The organism is Janthinobacterium sp. GW823-FHT01H08, from assembly GCF_058797855.1.
Window position 1 is genome coordinate 3,369,482 of the sequence record NZ_CM179504.1, and the last position, 16,488, is coordinate 3,385,969.

The 16,488-nt window shown below is 63.2% G+C and carries 15 protein-coding genes; 4 read left to right on the forward strand and 11 right to left on the reverse strand.

The features are described from left to right. Positions 1-150: 150 nt before the first annotated feature. From AC3RCG_RS14950 to AC3RCG_RS14960, 3 genes are all read right to left on the reverse strand, one after another. Positions 151-843 carry a tetratricopeptide repeat protein gene (locus AC3RCG_RS14950; RefSeq protein ID WP_083293487.1) on the reverse strand — a complete coding sequence of 231 codons (693 nt, stop codon included), beginning with the start codon at positions 841-843 and terminating at the stop codon, positions 151-153. 56 nt (positions 844-899) lie between these two features. After that, positions 900-2,996, reverse strand: coding sequence for a bifunctional 2',3'-cyclic-nucleotide 2'-phosphodiesterase/3'-nucleotidase (locus AC3RCG_RS14955; RefSeq protein WP_492401443.1), 2,097 nt, complete (start codon positions 2,994-2,996; stop codon positions 900-902). Between the two features lie 114 nt (positions 2,997-3,110). Then, positions 3,111-4,163, reverse strand: a complete 1,053-nt coding sequence (locus AC3RCG_RS14960) for a hypothetical protein (RefSeq protein ID WP_492401442.1) — start codon at positions 4,161-4,163, stop codon at positions 3,111-3,113. A gap of 241 nt (positions 4,164-4,404) precedes the next feature. On the opposite strand from AC3RCG_RS14960, the gene zigA reads away from it, so the two are divergent. From zigA to AC3RCG_RS14980, 4 genes are read left to right on the forward strand one after another with little or no spacing between them, the layout of a single operon-like run. Continuing rightward, positions 4,405-5,631: a zinc metallochaperone GTPase ZigA gene (zigA, locus tag AC3RCG_RS14965; protein WP_492401441.1), complete on the forward strand. Its 1,227-nt coding sequence runs from the start codon at positions 4,405-4,407 to the stop codon at positions 5,629-5,631. 18 nt (positions 5,632-5,649) lie between these two features. Then, entirely contained in the window at positions 5,650-6,654 is a 1,005-nt protein-coding gene (locus AC3RCG_RS14970; protein ID WP_492401440.1) for a CobW family GTP-binding protein, read from the forward strand. Then, on the forward strand, positions 6,651-7,439 hold the full coding sequence (locus tag AC3RCG_RS14975) for a HoxN/HupN/NixA family nickel/cobalt transporter (RefSeq protein WP_492401439.1): 789 nt from the start codon (positions 6,651-6,653) through the stop codon (positions 7,437-7,439). The genes AC3RCG_RS14970 and AC3RCG_RS14975 overlap by 4 nt, the downstream gene beginning before the upstream one ends. A gap of 44 nt (positions 7,440-7,483) precedes the next feature. After that, positions 7,484-8,002 carry a GNAT family N-acetyltransferase gene (locus AC3RCG_RS14980; protein ID WP_492401438.1) on the forward strand — a complete coding sequence of 173 codons (519 nt, stop codon included), beginning with the start codon at positions 7,484-7,486 and terminating at the stop codon, positions 8,000-8,002. 13 nt (positions 8,003-8,015) lie between these two features. On the opposite strand, the gene AC3RCG_RS14985 is transcribed toward AC3RCG_RS14980, so the two are convergent. The 8 genes from AC3RCG_RS14985 to AC3RCG_RS15020 form a co-directional block, all read right to left on the reverse strand. After that, positions 8,016-8,441 carry a Fur family transcriptional regulator gene (locus AC3RCG_RS14985; protein ID WP_070218730.1) on the reverse strand — a complete coding sequence of 142 codons (426 nt, stop codon included), beginning with the start codon at positions 8,439-8,441 and terminating at the stop codon, positions 8,016-8,018. 103 nt (positions 8,442-8,544) lie between these two features. After that, complete coding sequence (locus tag AC3RCG_RS14990; protein ID WP_492401437.1) at positions 8,545-9,894, reverse strand: alpha/beta hydrolase; 1,350 nt, start codon at positions 9,892-9,894, stop codon at positions 8,545-8,547. 108 nt (positions 9,895-10,002) lie between these two features. Then, on the reverse strand, positions 10,003-10,881 hold the full coding sequence (locus AC3RCG_RS14995; RefSeq protein WP_492401436.1) for a proteasome-type protease: 879 nt from the start codon (positions 10,879-10,881) through the stop codon (positions 10,003-10,005). Positions 10,882-10,972: 91 nt separating this feature from the next. Then, positions 10,973-11,782, reverse strand: coding sequence for a transglutaminase family protein (locus AC3RCG_RS15000; protein ID WP_492401435.1), 810 nt, complete (start codon positions 11,780-11,782; stop codon positions 10,973-10,975). Continuing rightward, positions 11,782-12,726, reverse strand: a complete 945-nt coding sequence (locus AC3RCG_RS15005; RefSeq protein WP_492401434.1) for an alpha-E domain-containing protein — start codon at positions 12,724-12,726, stop codon at positions 11,782-11,784. The genes AC3RCG_RS15000 and AC3RCG_RS15005 overlap by 1 nt, the downstream gene beginning before the upstream one ends. Further along, a complete protein-coding gene (locus tag AC3RCG_RS15010; protein ID WP_492401432.1) occupies positions 12,720-14,174 on the reverse strand; it encodes a circularly permuted type 2 ATP-grasp protein in 1,455 nt (484 codons plus the stop codon). The genes AC3RCG_RS15005 and AC3RCG_RS15010 overlap by 7 nt, the downstream gene beginning before the upstream one ends. A 175-nt stretch (positions 14,175-14,349) precedes the next feature. Beyond that, positions 14,350-15,477 carry a sensor histidine kinase gene (locus tag AC3RCG_RS15015; RefSeq protein WP_492401431.1) on the reverse strand — a complete coding sequence of 376 codons (1,128 nt, stop codon included), beginning with the start codon at positions 15,475-15,477 and terminating at the stop codon, positions 14,350-14,352. 83 nt (positions 15,478-15,560) lie between these two features. Next, on the reverse strand, positions 15,561-16,433 hold the full coding sequence (locus AC3RCG_RS15020; RefSeq protein WP_492401430.1) for a hypothetical protein: 873 nt from the start codon (positions 16,431-16,433) through the stop codon (positions 15,561-15,563). Between the last annotated feature and the right edge of the window lie 55 nt (positions 16,434-16,488).

The following is a 16,488-nucleotide window of genomic DNA, read 5'->3' on the forward strand; positions in this document are numbered from 1 at the left end:
TTGGTACGGGATGGCTTGCCACGCCGTCCGAGCAAGCTCAGCCGGCGTACTTGCATCATAAGCGCTCCATCGCTGCCGCTCCCGCACGCTTGCAAGTTGCCAGTATATAAAGGCAGGCGACGATCACGCCACTGGCCTTTTGCCCAGTTCTTAAAACTTGTTCCAGTTGTTATGCCGGTGCTCCGTCGCTTCCTTCATCAGGTGGCCCGCGCGCAGGGCGTCGTCCGCCTGCAGCGTCATGGCCAGTTCCTGGAGGGCGGGCGGGTATTCGTGGTGGGCGGCTTCTTCCAGCAATTCACGGCCCTTGGCCAGGTCGCGCGGCACGCCGCGGCCTTCGCGGTAGGCGTTGTACAGCAGGAACATGGCGTGTGGATTGCCCAATTCGCTGGACTTGGCCAGCCAGTGCGCCGCTATGACGGGATCTTGCGGCACGCCTTCGCCATTCGCCGCCAGCAGGCCCAGCATCAGAGCCGCCTTCGCATGGCCTTGCTGCGCCGCTTGCCGGTACCACAGCCAGGCTTGGGCCGGCGTGGCCGCGCGCAACATCTGGCCCAGCTCGAACGCCGCTTCCGTGTCGCCGGCGCGGGCCGCCTGTTCGAACAGACTCAGCGCCTCGGCGCGGCGCTCGGGGCGTGGCTGGTAAATCAGCGCCAGTTCGCGCTCGGCGACGGGCATGTCCTTGCCGGCCCAGCTGCGTACCTTGCGTTCGGCCTGGTGGTCGCCCGCCTGGCGCGCGAGCATGGCCACGGCTTCGATTTCCGCCGCCGTGGGTGGTGGCGACGACTGGCAGGCGGCCAGGACGGTAGCCAGCACGACGGCGGGAAGGGAGAGGGCGTGTTTCATCTGGATGAACTTTCATCAAAACAGGCCGGAACTGACGCAGTCCCGGCCCATGGACCTTATTTGCTCAGGTCGATGCGGTACTTGGCGAAACCGCTGGCATCGAGCCCGCCTTCGGCCGCCACGCTGGCGATGCCGCTGCCTTGCGCCAGCGCCAGGTGGCCCGGCGCCGAGCGCAGGATCACGGGGCCGGCCGTGGCCGTCTTGACGAAGCTCCAGCTGCGCGCGCTGCCATTGGCCGCCAGGGTCACCTTGCCGCCCTTGGTACTGAGCGACGCCAGGTAGTTGCTGACCACGGCCTGGTTCGCATCGGGCGACTTGATGATGGTCTTGCTGCCGTCGATGCCCGGCACGGCGCCGCCGCCACCGGCGCGGTAATCGTTGGTGGCGACGATGAAATCATCGCCATCGGCGACCGGCGCGCCCTTGTACGTGAGGTTGACGATACGGCTGCCGACCTTTTTCGTCACGTCGATCTGGTACGTGAGGGCATTGTTTTCCGCGTAGAACACGTCATAGTTGTAAATCGTGCCATACGACGGCACCAGGTCCTGCTCCGTCGTGGCGCTCGGATCGATCTGCGCGAATTGCTTGGCCGACGTTTCCAGCCACGCCTTCAAGTCCGCGCCCTTGATCTTCACGGCTTGCAAGTTGTTATTGCTATATAAATACAGGTCGCCCGGATTGCGCACCTGCAAACCGATTGGCGCGGCCGGCGTCGCGCCCGCGGCCACGTCCGTGAAGTCCGACGGCCCGTTGCGGCCCGCCTTGAATGGCGCGCTGCACGAGATGACGGGGATGTTCTTGTAGCTGGACAAGGTCGCATCCGTGCTGGTGGCGATGAAGTTCTTCACGTAATCGAGCTGTGCCTGGTTCACCAGCTGGATGGCGCTGACGTCGCCCACCAGCGCGAAATAGGCGGACATCTCGAAATCCGTGCTGATTCCCAGCGGCTGCTTGGCGTAGGCGATTGTGGCCGCATGCTCCGTGGCTACCAGCGGCGCGATGGCCGGGTCGGCTTTCACGAGGGTCGTGCCGTCCGTGTACTTGAAGCCGCGCGATTCCACCGTCGTCCTGGCCGGCTGCACCACCCACTTGCCGCCCTGGTACACCATCGTCAGCTTGATGATGCCCAAACGGCGGCCCCAGCTTTGCGCCATGACGGTGGGCACGCCGTTCACAAAACCGTTGACGGCGTCGATCTTCGCGCTGGCGGGGAAGGCGGCAAACGAGGCGTCCAGCGCGGCCGCGCCTACTTCCTTGCCTTTCGGGAAGATCAAATGCGAGTGGCCGATCATCAGGGCGTCGATGCCCGTGCTGGTCAGGTGATAACTGCCGTTTTCCATCTTCGGGCTGTAGGCGCTGGTGTCCAGGCCGCCATGGGACAGGGCCACGACGAGGTCGGCGCCCTTGTTGCGCAATTCCGGCACATACTGTTTCGCCGCTTCCTGCACGCCCGTCACGCTGACTTTGCCGGCGAGCACTTTCTGGTCCCATTCGAGGATTTGCGGCGGCACAAAGCTCAGCACGCCCACATTGATTTTCACGGTCAGCTTGCTGCCGTCGGGCGCCGTGGCGGCGAAATCGCGGGGCAGCAGGGCGTAGGGCTGGAAGATGGGCTTGCCGCTGCTCACGCCGACGACATTGCTTAGCACGGAAGGGAAGGCCGGCGCGCCGCAGGTGCCCGTGGGCTTGGCCACGCCCGGTATGCCGAAATCCGTGTTGGTGATCTGGCTCAGGTAGGGCAAGCCATAGTTGAATTCATGGTTGCCCATGCCGCCCGCGTCGTATTTCAGCGCGTTCATGGCCTTGTGCACGGCTAGCGTGCCGCTGCAAGGAACGGGTGCGGCCACGGCTTGCAGGTCGGCCAGCAAGGTGCCCTGGATGACGTCGCCATCGTCGAGCAGCACATTGTTCGGGTTTTCCGCGCGCGCCGCCTGGATCAGGGTCGACGTGCGCTCCAGGCCCAGGCTCGTGTCTTCGGCCAGCGCATAATAGTTGTAGCTCAAGACGTTCGAGTGGATATCGGTCGTTTCCAGCAATGCCACGGTGACCGTCGTGCCCTCGGGAATGGCTGGCGCCGTATTCGAACTGCCGTTGCAACCGACGAGACCCGCACTTGCCAGCGCCGCCAGCATGACCCAATTTGTTTTCATTACCGCCCTCGGAAAGATTCAAAGGACGCGACTGTAACGCCGCCATATGACGCGGCGATGACAGCCGTGCAAGGCGCATGGAGACAGGGTCGCGCGCGATGGCGCGGCCGCCTGTCAATGTGCCGGCAGTTTTTTCAGCACTTCATTGCTAAAGTAAGGCTCGTCTTCCACCCAGAAAATATAGTCGAGGCCCAGGTAGTTGCGGGCAAAGTCGAGCAAGTCTTCGACTGAATTCTTTTTCCCGGTACGGGGATTGATTTGGCGCAGGTTGCCGTCCTGTACGGCCATGCCCTTGACCAGGTTCGCCGGATAGTCCTTGATAAAACCGTAACTCTGGCCCATATGGCTTTTCCGATACGGCATCAGGTCAGGACCGCCGACGCCCATCCGCAGCGCTTGCGCTTGCGCTTGCGCAAACAGGCCGCGCATATAGCCCTTGTCGGTCCACGGCAGCCATTCACCGGGCAGGAAATTCAGATACACCATGGTGGTGGTGTGGGGAAAAGCCGCGGCCAGTACCTGCATATTGTCCTTGATGGCATCGACATAGTGTTGCGGCTTGAAATCATCGGGGAACGTCGTATTTCCCTTGCCGTCTTCCACGCCAATGTCGATCGAGCTTTCGCTGAAATTGATGCCCTCGATTTTCCCGTCAAATTCCTTGCCCAGCGCCTGGATCAAGCGTTGATAACGCTCGCGTACCGGCGCTTCCCACATTTTTGGCGACCAGCCATATTCATCATCGGTGACCGCTTTATGCGGGTCGCGTTCCGGTGCGGAAAGCATGCTCTGCTTGATGATGCCGCCCCGGTAGCGAAGATCGCTGAGCAAATACGCCGGCACATTATGGCGCGGCGTGAAGGATTTTTCCTGCAATTGTATCCAAAGCTTTTTCCCGATCGAGTCGAGATAGGCGATGTCGTGGCGGATCGCCGCAAAATCGTAACGGTCCTGTTCCGGCTCCAGGCTGCGCCAGGTGTACACGATTTGAGCACCGCTGAAGCGCGGATCGTTTAAGGCCTTATCCGCGCGGATGTTTTCCCCGTTCGGCTCACGGTGATTGAAGTAAATATAGTGCTTGATCGGGTGTTTTATTTCCGCGGCAATCGCACTGCCCATCATCAAAATAACTAATGCAAAAAACGTTGTATGGCTGCGTAAGATCATCGATTCCTTGGACACTGTGAGAATTTAGCCGTTCAGTCGCCAGGCGCTTGCTTCGATAGCAGAGCCGGTGCGATTCCACTATAGCACCTTGAGGAGCGTGGCCTGGACTGCGCGGCGTGTTCAGGATGGCAGGTGATGACGATTATCATCTCAACGCAAGTGACTTGCATTATAATTCGCAAATGCAATTGAGCTGCATTTGCTTCCGCGATCACGCACCCACCAATTCGAAGGATTCCCCATGCCCCAGCGCAAACTCCCCGTCACCGTCCTGTCCGGCTTTCTCGGCGCCGGCAAGACCACCTTGCTCAACCACATACTGCGCAATCGCGAAGGCAAGCGCGTGGCCGTCATCGTCAACGACATGAGCGAAGTCAATATCGACGCGTCGCTCGTCAAGGACAGTGCCGAGGCGGCCGGCGCGGCACTGTCGCGCACGGAAGAAAAACTCGTGGAAATGTCGAATGGCTGCATCTGCTGCACCCTGCGTGACGATCTGTTGCTGGAAGTGCGGCGCCTGGCTGCCGAAGACCGCTTCGATTACCTGTTGATCGAATCGACGGGCGTGGGCGAACCGATGCCCGTGGCCGCCACCTTCGACTTCGAGGACGAGCACGGCGACAGCCTGAACGACGTGGCGCGCATCGACTGCATGGTCACCGTCGTCGACTGCGCCAACCTGCTGGCGGATTTTCATAGCGAAGACAGCCTGGAGCAGCGCGGCGAGATCGCGGGCGAGGGCGACGACCGCCAGCTGGCCAACCTGCTCACGGAACAGATCGAGTTTGCCAATGTCATCGTCCTCAACAAGGTCGACATGGTGGCAGCCGATGAGCGCCTGCGCGTGCTGGCCATTTTAAAAGCCCTCAATCCCGGCGCGCGCGTCATCGAAACCAACCAGTCCATCGTGCCGCTCGACGCCATCCTGGGCACGCACTTGTTCGACCTGGAGCAGGCGGCCGCCATGCCGGGCTGGGCGCAGGAGTTGGCGGGCAGCCACACGCCGGAGACGGAAACCTACGGCATCGGCAGCTTCGTCTACCGGGCGAAGGAACCGTTCCACGCACAGCGCTTGCACGATTTCATCTCGCAGCCGATACCGGGCGTGGTGCGCAGCAAGGGATATTTCTGGCTGGCCAGCCGCCCCGAATGGGTGGCCAGCCTGTCCGGCGCGGGCAAGCTGATGAATATCGAGCCCGTGGGCCTGTGGTGGGCGTCCGTACCGAAGGAGCGCTGGCCCACGGATGCTGCATCGCTGGCGGAAGTCAAGGCGGGCTGGAGCGAAACGTACGGCGACCGCTACCAGGAGCTCGTCTTCATCGGCCAGGACATGGACCAGGCCGCCATCGAGGCGAACTTGAGGGAATGTCAACTCAACACCACGGAAACGCGCCAGGGCATGGCCGCCTGGCGCCAGCTGCCCGACCCGTTTCCCCAATGGCAACGGATGGAAGAACTCGAAGACTAACTTGAACAGGAACACACTATGACAGAACTGATCCCCGTCACCATCATCACGGGTTTTCTCGGCAGCGGGAAAACCACCTTGCTCAAGCGCATATTGCAGGGCGATCACGGCGTGCGCATCGCCGTGATCGAAAATGAATTCGCCGCCGAAAGCATCGACCACGGCTTGCTGGTGCAGGACAGCGACGAGCAGATCGTGGAAATGAACAATGGCTGCATCTGCTGCAGCGTGCGGGGCGACCTGATCCGCATCCTGGGCGAGCTGCACGCCAGGCGCGTGGCCGGGACGATCGATTTCGACCACGTCATCATCGAAACGACGGGCCTGGCCGCGCCGGGTCCCGTGGCGCAAACCTTCTTTGCAGAGCCAACCGTCAGCGAGTGCTATATGCTGGACGCCATTTTGACGGTGGTCGATGCGCGCCATGCGCAGCAGCAATTGACGGCGCACAAGGAAGCGCAGGAGCAAGTGGGCTTTGCCGACCGCATCCTGCTGTCGAAGACGGACCTGGTCGGCAAGGATGAACTGGCCGGGCTGCGCCAGCGCCTGGCCGCCATCAATGGCCGCGCCAGCATACAGAAAGTGCGCTTTGGCAATGTGCCCTTGCGCGACATCCTGAATATCCGCGGTTTCAATCTGAACGCCATCGTCGAACTGGAGCCGGATTTCCTCGGCGAACTGGGCCACCGCCATGGGGACGGCGTGCAATCGTTCGTCTACCACCAGTCCCAGCCCCTCGATCTGCTCCAGGTGGAAAACTTTCTCGATGCGGTGGTGCAGCTGTTCGGCGCCCAGCTGATGCGCTACAAGGGCATTTTGTATGTTGCCGACTTGCCATGCCGCGCCGTGTTCCAGGGCGTGCACATGCTGATGGGCTCGGAATTGGGCGCACCGTGGCGCGACGATGAGCCGCGCGCCAGCAAGATCATTTTTATCGGCCGCGACTTGCCGCAGGAGATGCTGATCCGGGGCCTGGACCGCTGCGTGGTCAAGGCGGGTAGTCCCGTCGGGGTGGCCGCATGAGCGTGGAAGCGGGCTTGCCCGCCCTGGCGCTGATCTTTCTGCTTGGCATGCGGCATGGCCTGGAACCGGACCACCTGGCCGCCGTCGATGGCCTCACCTTGCGTAGCCAGGCGGCCCACCCGCGCTGGACGCCGTGGATGGGGGCGCTGTTTGCCCTCGGGCATGGCGTCTGCGTGCTGGCCATCGTGGCCGTTGCCGCCCTGGCATCCAGGCAATTCACTCCTTCGGAAAGCGTGTTCGGCTGGCTGGAATGGCTGCCCATCGTCTTGCTGCTGGTGATAGCCGCGCTGAATGCGCGCAGCTTGCTGGCTGGCGCGCAACTGGCCGAGGTGCGCGGCCGGCTGCTGCCAGGCTGGCTGCGGCGCGCGTCCGGGCCGCTGGGCGCCATCCTCGTCGGCATGCTGTTCGCGCTCGTGTTCGATACGGCCTTGCAGGCGGCGGCCTGGGGCTACGCGGCCGTGGCGCTGGGCGGCATGGGGCCGGCCTTGCTGACGGGGACGGTGTTTGCCGTCGGCATGGGCGTGACGGATACCTTCGATGGCTGGGTCACGGCAAAGGTCATGCGCACCGGCAAGCTTGATGTCGTGCGGGCGTTCCGGCGCCGCCTGGGCTGGCCCATCGTCGCCATCTGCGTGGCGATGGCAGCTTACATGGCCGCCGGCAAGCTTGATCCGGCCTGGTCGCTGCCGGAAAGCTGGACGGCGGCGCTGGGCGCGGCCATGGTCTTGCTGACGGCGGCCCTGTACGGCTGGACCTTGCTGGGCTTGCGCCGCGTGCGTGCGTAAGGGAAGGGCGTGGGTATAATGGGAAAAAACTGCCGAGTCCTCCCATGCCCGCACCCGATATCGTCATCCGCCTGCTGACGCCAGCCGACACCACCGCCTTTTGCGCGCTGCGCCTGCGCGCCATCCTCGATTCGCCCAGCTCGTTTTCGGCGTCACGCGAGGATGAACTGGCGCGCACGCCGGAGGAACACGTGCAGCGCATCGCCGGCGGCACCCTGCAGCGCGGCTTTGGCGCCTTCGATGGCGATCGTCTCGTGGGTTTTGCCGGCTTGCGGCGCGAATCGCTGCGCCAGTTGTCGCACAAGGCCGTGCTATGGGGCGTGTTTGTCGATGTGACGCAGCGCGGCAAGGGCGTGGCGCGGCGTCTGGTGAACGCCTGCATCGAACAGGCCGAGACGGACCCTGCCATCATGCAAGTGCACTTGAGCGTGAATGCGGAAAACAATGCCGCCCTGCGCCTGTATGAATCCCTGGGATTTATCGCGTATGGCACGGAGCCGCGCTCGATGCGCGTGGGCGACCTGTTTTATGACGAGCATCACCTGGCCTTGCTGCTCAAGTGATGTCAGAAGAGTCTTACTTGCAGCGCGGGCACAGGCCCTTGATCAGGTAATCGACTTCGCCGCCGCTGAAGCCTTCCGGCAAGAGCACGGGCGGCGGCAGCTTGACTTCGTTGAAGCAGGTGACGTTCGCGCATTTGGTGCACTGAAAGTGCGCGTGCTCGTGCGCCTGGTGGCCGGCACCGGCGCTGAAGCGCCACACCTGGTCGGCGCCCGCGATGCGGTGCACCAGTTCATTTTCCGTCAGCCATTCCAGCACCCTGTACAGGGTGACGGAATCGATATCGCTGTCCTGCGACAGCGCTTGCTGGATTTCATGGTGGGTCAGCGAACGGCTTTGCGCCATTAAAAAGTCGAGTACCTTCACGCGCGTCTTGGTGACGCGGGCGTTGGTGTTGCGGATCAGCGATTCGGCGTGCGGTGTAGAAGATGATGTCAACATGATAAGCCTGCTTGCGGGGGATCGGCTGACGGCGTCATCGCCGTGCCCGTTGCCACCCTATGGGCCGTATCTTAGCATGCGTGCCGCACCGGATGGAACGGCGTCATGGTTTGAACGTCCAATAGCGGCCGGCGGCCGTATCGACGGGCTCGAGAAAGCGCTGGTCGGCGCGCGCATGGTTGCGTATCAGATAAAACATGTCGGACAGGGCCGAGCGCTTTTCCGCAAAGTAGGAGTGCTTCATGAAGCTCGTGTCGACCCCGGTGGCGTCGATGGTTTCCACGCCCGCCACGATCAGCATGCCGGCGCCGCTGTCGCCTGCGCGCGCGTAGCCGTGCACGGCTTTCGAGGCGGCCAGCGCCAGGTCTTGCGAAGAGGCATATAAAGTGACGGGGTTGCGCGCGCCGGCCAGTTTGGGCGCGATATCCTGTTTGAAGATGGCGGCGTCGATGTCGGGCGCGGACAGGATGATTTCCGTGATCTTTTGCGCCAGCTGCGGTTGCGCGGCCAGCAAGTCGGCCACGGCGCGCGCCAGGCCCCGGTTGCCCATGCTGTGGCCCACCAGATAGACTTGCGCCGCCTCCGTGCTGGCGAGAAAGTCGGCCAGGAAGGCCGTGATGTGGGGCGTGCTCCATTCGATATTGTTTTCATCGATGGTGTAGCTGGCCACTTCACCGCGCGACGGCCAGCTGTAGAACACGGGCGCGCCGTCGAAACCGAGGTCGTAGGCCATTTGTCCCGTGCGCCGCGCCGCATCCTCGAAACTCACGTTGTAGCCGTGCACGAAGATAAAGGCGCTCTTGCCGGCCGACGCGCGGATCTGGGTTTTCAGTGCGGCAAAGAAGTTGTCGTGGTCCTGCACGTCGGCCGACAGCACCACCACGTGCTTGGCCGGGTCGTCGCGAAATTCCAGGCGCCACAGCGACGGCGATTCCAGCTGGCCCATGCGGTGGTCGCGCGGGATGCTGATGTCGCAGCTGCCATAGCTGAGCGGGCCATTGCCTCCCATGACGTTGCGTTCGCCGCTGAAGCGCTGGGCCGGCGGCTTGCCCACGTCGCGCTGGCGGTCCGTGGCGAAATACACTTTGACCACCGCGTAGTTCGACACGACGGCGCTTTTGTCGGCGGGGGCGGGCGCCGTTTGCGCCGCAGGCGCTGCCGGCGGCAGGGCTACGGGCGGACGCAGCGCATCGAGCAAGCCTTGCGCGGCGAACAGGGTTTCCATGTCATCGGGTACTTTCGCCGCGGAGAGGGCGGCAGACAGGGCCAGTTGCAGCTGGGTATTGGCGGCTTCGGCCTCCAGCGCGGCGATGGCGGCCAGGATGGCGGCGGCGCTGTCGAACTTGGCGATGGCCAGCTTCAGGCGCTGATAGTGGCTGGCGACGGCTTCCGGCGCGTGGCCGGGCGCGCCATGTTCGATGGCCGCCACGACGGCGGAAGTAATCAAGTCCATGCGCTACCTGCCTCTCTGATCAATATGAATTAAATATCAACTCATATTGCCATAAAAGCACGCGGAAAGCGACTTGTCCAGCACCGCGCGCACACGGTGCGCGGCAGGTCAATGCTGCTTGTCGTCGCTGAACTGCTGCGCCAAGGATTGCAGAGGGGCCACCGTCAGGCCGCCGCGGCTCACATGCTCGGGGATGGCCACGCGCACGGGCTTGCTGTGCATGTTGGCGGACGACAGCACGTTCGTCGTAGTCTCGGGCGCCGCGTTCCACACGGGATCGACAATGCCTTCGAACACATGTTTCAATTGCTCGCCCCAGGTGTCGCGGATCATGCGGAAATACTGGTTCTTTTCATCGATGGTGACGAAGCGCGTGACGGCCAGGCTGCCCGTCTCGTAGACGAGCAGATCGAGCGGCAAGCCGACGGAAATGTTCGAGCGCAGGGTGGAATCCATGGAGATCAGCGCGCACTTGGCCGCTTCGTCCAGGCGCGTGAACGGGTTGATGACCCGGTCGATGATGGGCTTGCCGTATTTGGCTTCGCCGATCTGGAAATACGTGTTTTCATCGTGCGATTCGATGAAATTGCCGGCCGAATACACCTGGAACAATCGGCAGCGCTCGGCGCCTATCTGGCCGCCCACAATGATGCTGACGTTGAAATCGATGCCGCAGTCGGCCAGGGCCTTCGCTTCGCGCAGGTGCACGGTGCGCACGGCTTCGCCCACGATGCGCGCCGCGTCGTACATGCTGGCCACGTTCCAGATGCTGCGTCCGTCCGCATCGACGTGTTCGGAGACGATCTGGCGGATCGCCTGCGAGATCGACAAATTACCCGCCGTCATCAGGACCAGCATGCGGTCGCCCGGGTTCTCGAACACGCTCATCTTGCGGAAGGTGCCCACCTGGTCCACGCCGGCGTTGGTGCGGGAGTCGGACAGGAAGACCAGGCCTTCGTTCAGGCGCATGCCTATGCAATAAGTCATCGTCGTAAATCAAATCTAAAGGGGGAGCATTCTACACCAGCCGGGGCTTGAGTCTCCGCCGCAAGCCCCGGCCAGCCTCATTACTGCCTATTTACACGGGCACGATCTGTACATCCACGTGCAGCGTTTCCGTGCCGCCGCCCTGGCGCACGCCGCGCACGGGCGCCGCCGAATCGTAGTCGCGCCCGATGGCCAGGCGGCAATACGCATCCGTCATCAGCCGCGCGTGGGTCACGTCGATGCTGACCCAGCCTGCGAAATCCGTGTCTTCCGTCCAGGCGTCGACCCAGGCGTGGCTGGCCGCGTGGCCCGTCGTGCCCGGGTCGATGTAGCCGGACACATAGCGGGCCGGGATGCCCCAGGCGTGGCAGCAGGCGAGGAACAGGTGCGCGTGGTCCTGGCACACGCCGCGCCCCAGTGCCAGGGCGTCGCCGGCCGTGGTGGTGACCATGGTGGCGCCGCTTTCATAGGCCACCTTGCCGACGATGTGCTCGGCCAGGCGCAGCAAATGGCCCGTGCCGGCCGTCACGCGGCGGTCCGGCAGGCTGGCGGCCGTCAGTTCCACGATGGCGGGGTTGGCCTGCGTCAGCGGCGTCGGCATGGTAAACAACAGCGGCGACAGGGTATCGACCAGGTTCAGCCGCCCCTTGTGCGGGTAGATGGTTTCCACCACGCCCTGGGCGACCAGGCTCAGCGATTGATGGCTGCCGTTAATGGTCAGCATGTGCGACAGATTGCCGTAGGCATCCGTATAGGCGTGGCACTGGCCCGGCGTCGTGATTTGCCAGGACAGGGCCCGCTGCTGCGGCTCGATACGCGGCGTCAGGTGCAGCTGCTGGATGGTATAGGCCAGCGGTGCACTGTAGGCGTAGCGGGTTTCGTGGCGGATGGTGAGCTGCATCAGGCCGCCAGGGGAACGAGGAAGTCGCGGCTGACCCGGTTGCCCAGCTCATAGATGTTTTCCAGAAACTCAGTCAGGGTATGGTGCAAGCCCGCCTTCATGATGTCGTCGATATGGCCGAATTTCAGTTCCGCATGCAGCTTGCCGGCGAACCGCTCCGTATCGGCCGACACGTCGTTGCGGATATGTTTCAGATTTTCCACCACGTCATCCATGCAGGCAAGGAGCGACCTGGGCATGTCGCCGCGCAGCATCAGCAATTCCGCCACGCGCGCCGGCGTGATCACGTCGCGGTAGACCTTGCGGTAGATCTCGAAGCCGGACACGGAGCGCAGCAGGGCGGCCCAGTAGTAAAAGTCGCGCTGGGTGATGTCTTTCGAGGTGTCGCGCGCGCCATGGAACTTCACGTCGAGGATGCGCGCCGTGTTGTCGGCCCGCTCGAGGAAGGTGCCCAGGCGAATGAAGTGGATGGCTTCGTCCTTGAGCATGGTGCCCAGGGTCACGCCGCGCGACAGGTGCGAGCGGTATTTGACCCATTCGAAGAAGGCGCTGGGGTCCGTTTCCAGCAGATTGCTTTTCAGGCGCTTCTGCATGTCGAGCCAGGTGGCGTTCTGGATTTCCCACACTTCCGTCGTCAACGTCCCCCGCACGGCGCGGGCGTTTTCGCGCGCGCCCGTCAGGCAGGCCAGGATGGACGAGGGGTTGTTCGGGTCGCGCACCATGAAGTCGAGCACGTCGCGCGTGTGGAAGCGGCCATATTGTTGGTCGTACGCGCTTTGCAGCTCGGAAATGCCCAGGGTGGCGCGCCAGCCTTGCTCCGCGTCCTGCTCGGACTGGGGCAGCATGGACGTCTGCATGTTGACGTCGAGCATGCGCGCCGTGTTTTCCGCCCGCTCCGTGTAGCGGGCCATCCAGAACAAATGATCGGCAGTGCGGCTCAGCATGTTTTCTCTCCTGCAAAGGCGGATGTGGCTTCCAGTACCCAGGTATCCTTGGTGCCGCCTCCCTGCGAGGAATTGACCACCAGCGAGCCTTCGCCCAGCGCCACGCGGGTCAGGCCGCCCGGTACCATGGAAATCGTCTTGCCGGACAGCACGAACGGGCGCAGGTCGATGTGGCGCGGCGCGATGCCAGCGTCCACGTACGTGGGGCAGGCGGACAGGGCCAGGGTCGGCTGGGCGATGTAGCCGTCCGGATTGGCCAGCAGGCGCTGGCGGAAATCCTCGATCTGCGCCAGGCTCGACGCCGGCCCCACCAGCATGCCGTAGCCGCCCGCGCCATGCACTTCCTTGACGACGAGTTTCGCCAGATTCGCCAGCACGTAGGACAGGTCGGCCGCCTTGCGGCACTGGTAGGTGGGCACGTTGTTGAGTATCGGTTCCTGCGACAGGTAAAACTTGATCATGTCCGGCACGAAGGGGTAGATCGACTTGTCGTCGGCCACGCCCGTGCCGATGGCGTTGGCCAAGGTGACTCTTCCCGCGCGGTACACGGACAGCAGGCCCGGCACGCCCAGCGAGGAATCGGAGCGGAAGGCCAGCGGGTCGAGGAAATCGTCGTCGACCCTGCGGTAGATGACGTCGACGCGCTTGGGCCCGCGCGTGGTGCGCATGTAGACGGAATTGTCGTTGACAAACAAATCCTTGCCTTCGACCAGTTCCACGCCCATCTGCTGGGCCAGGAAAGCGTGCTCGAAGTAGGCGGAGTTGTACATGCCGGGCGTCATGACGACGACCGTCGGGTCATCGACGCCCATGGGCGCGACGGAGCGCAGGTTGTCGAGCAGCATGTCCGGGTAATGGTCGACGGGCGCGATGCGGTTGCGCGCGAACAGTTCCGGGAACAGCCGCATCATCATCTTGCGGTCTTCCAGCATGTAGGATACGCCGGACGGCACCCGCAGATTGTCTTCCAGTACATAGAATTCGCCCTGGCCCGCGCGCACGATGTCGACGCCGGCGATGTGCGCATAGATGTCGGAAGCGACGGCAATGCCCTGCATTTCCGGGCGGTACTGGGCATTCTTGTAGATTTGCTCGGCGGGAATGATGCCCGCCTTGATGATGTTTTGCTCATGATAGATATCATGGATGAACATGTTCAAGGCTTGCACGCGCTGCACCAGGCCCGTCTGCATCTGCGCCCATTCGGCGGCGGGGATGATGCGGGGGATGGTATCGAACGGAATCAGGCGTTCCGTGCCGGCATCGTCGCCGTAGACGGCAAACGTGATGCCGACGCGGCGGAACGTCAGGTCGGCTTCGGCCCGCTTGCGGGCGATGGTCTCGGGCGATTGCTGTTCCAGCCAGTTGCTGAATTCACGATAGTGTTCACGTACCTTGCTGTCCGTACCCACGTCATCTGCAGTCATTTCATTGAAAAAATTTGCCATGTTGTGATTTCCCTTGAGCCGTGTCTGACTATAGCTCAGCAGGAAGCGTGCCAATGGCGCACACCCGAAAGTATGTAAAAAATGACCACTTTTGTGGCGTAAAACCGTCATCCGCACCGCTTTGGTGCGCTACGGCAGCGATTTTGCCGGCAGATGGGGCGCAGGGCAGGTGAGGTCAGGCGCCTGGCGTGACGAAGGGCCGGCAATCGATCGGCAGGTCGATGGTAAACGTGGTGCCCGTTTCCGGCGCACTGTCGACCAGCGCGCTGCCGCCGTGGCTTTCCGCCACGTTTTGCACGAAGGGCAGGCCGATGCCCCAGCCGGGCGCGTTGCCTTCGTGCTCGCGGCGCAGGTATTCGAAGATGCGCTGCGTCTGGTCTTGCGCGATATTGCTGCCCGTGTTGTGCACGCTCAAGATCATGCGTTCGCGCAAACTGTCGATATGAATATGGATGGGACCGCCGTCGCCATACTTGACGGCATTGACGACGAGGTTTTCCAGAGCACGGCGCAGCGAATTTTCGCACCACCAGCCCGTCACGGAGGTGCCGCTGACCACGCATTTGCCCGGATGGCCGATATTGACGCTGTCGGCAACCTGCCGTGCCAGCGGCAGTACGTCGAGGCGCCGCAGGACGAGGGGCAGCTTTTGTCCCCGGTGGTAGCTGAGCGTATCGAGCAATTCCTGGATCATGTCGTCGAGGCGCTTGCCGTGCTCGATAATTTTCAGCGCCAGCGCCGCCACGTCAGGCTGTTGCGCGCGCCGCTGCAGCAGCTGTGCACTGTTGAGCATGACGGACAGGGGATTGCGCATGTCGTGCGACAGCCCGGCGGCGATGCGGCGCTGAAAACTTTCGTGCATGGCGGTAAATTCCAGGATGGCTTCGCGGATGCCCGTATCGATCGATGCATTGATCACCTTCCAGTCCTTTCGCCGCAGCGGCACGCCCGCCTCCAGCGCGGCGGCGGCGAAGCAGTCGCGGAAAATCTGGTATTCCTGAATTACCTGTTCCGGGCCATAGCTGGTCATGCGCGCCCGTTCGTTGCCATGCACGGCAGGCGCGTTGGTGTTGCTGGTGGCGTCGTCGCGCGGGTAGCCTGGCGTGAGCGCTTCGGCCAGGTTGTCGAAGAAGGCGGGCAAGGTGTTGATGAGGATGGGCGTGAGCAAGGCATCGGCGCCGCGTACCTTGGCGCGCACCTCGTGCTCCCACTGCGTCAGCACGGCATCGCGCATGCTGAAGATGCGCCGCGTGCGGGCGGGCATGTCCAGCGCAAGCATTTTCTGGTCAGAGGCATAGGTCATCGCGGCTCCCCATCGACATCCCGGCATCCGCGCGATGCAAGGCGGGAGCTAAAGTATCCTCCAAATCGGCGCGCAGGTGGCGTTCAATTTGACGCGTGGGCGCCCGTCATGACGGCGCTCAAATGGCTGAGGGCCGCATCCCATTGCTCCAGCGAAAAGTTTTGCGGGTCGTCATGACCGTTCGCAAAGCCCGTATCGAGCACGGCGTGGAAGGCGGGAATCAGCCACGTGCCCTTGCGCACGCTGGCGGCGATATACAGCAGGGCCAGGCGGTCGTATTGGGCCGGCGTAAAGCCGGGATCGGGCGCCAGGCCGTCGTTGCCCTTGCCGCCGCCGGGCACGGAGTTGCGCGGCTGCACCAGTTCCACGTGCAGGAACAGACCCGTCAGCGACGGCTTGTCCTTTTCCAGCTTGCTGGCATAGCCGGCCGTGCCAAAGTCGCGCACGGCCAGGGAATCGCCGAGGCGGTTCACGTAGACATGGCCCTTCGGACCGCCGCCGAGCGCCGGATTGCGCAAGTTGAAATCGTTGAAATCCCAGCTGGCGTCGTTGATGTGATCGGGAATGGTTTCGTTGAGAAAATTCGGGTAGCTGGTGTCGTGGATGACGAAATAGCGGGCCATGGGCGCGGCCAGCCGGCCCACGGCGCGCGACAGCGGTGCATCGACGGCGCCGCCCGCGTCCGCTTCGCTGATCGATTGCTGCGCCAGCCAGGCGCGCAGGGCGACGGGGGCGATGCCCGTGCGCTGGCCGACGTGGGCGGCAAGAAAGGCCGGCACCGGCGCGCTGTCGCCCAGGCGCGCATACAGTTTCACGGGGCGCAGCAGACACGTGGCTTGCGCCCGCGCATCGCCCTTGAAACCGCTTTTCCAGGCGGCGTAAGGGCAGGCGGCCTGCTTTTGGGCAGCGGCGGGCAGGGACAGGCAGAGCAATAACAGGAGGGCAGGGAGTTTCATGCGGGCATTGTCGCCCAAATCCGGCCGTTGGCACAGGCGCGCACGCGAAGCGGCC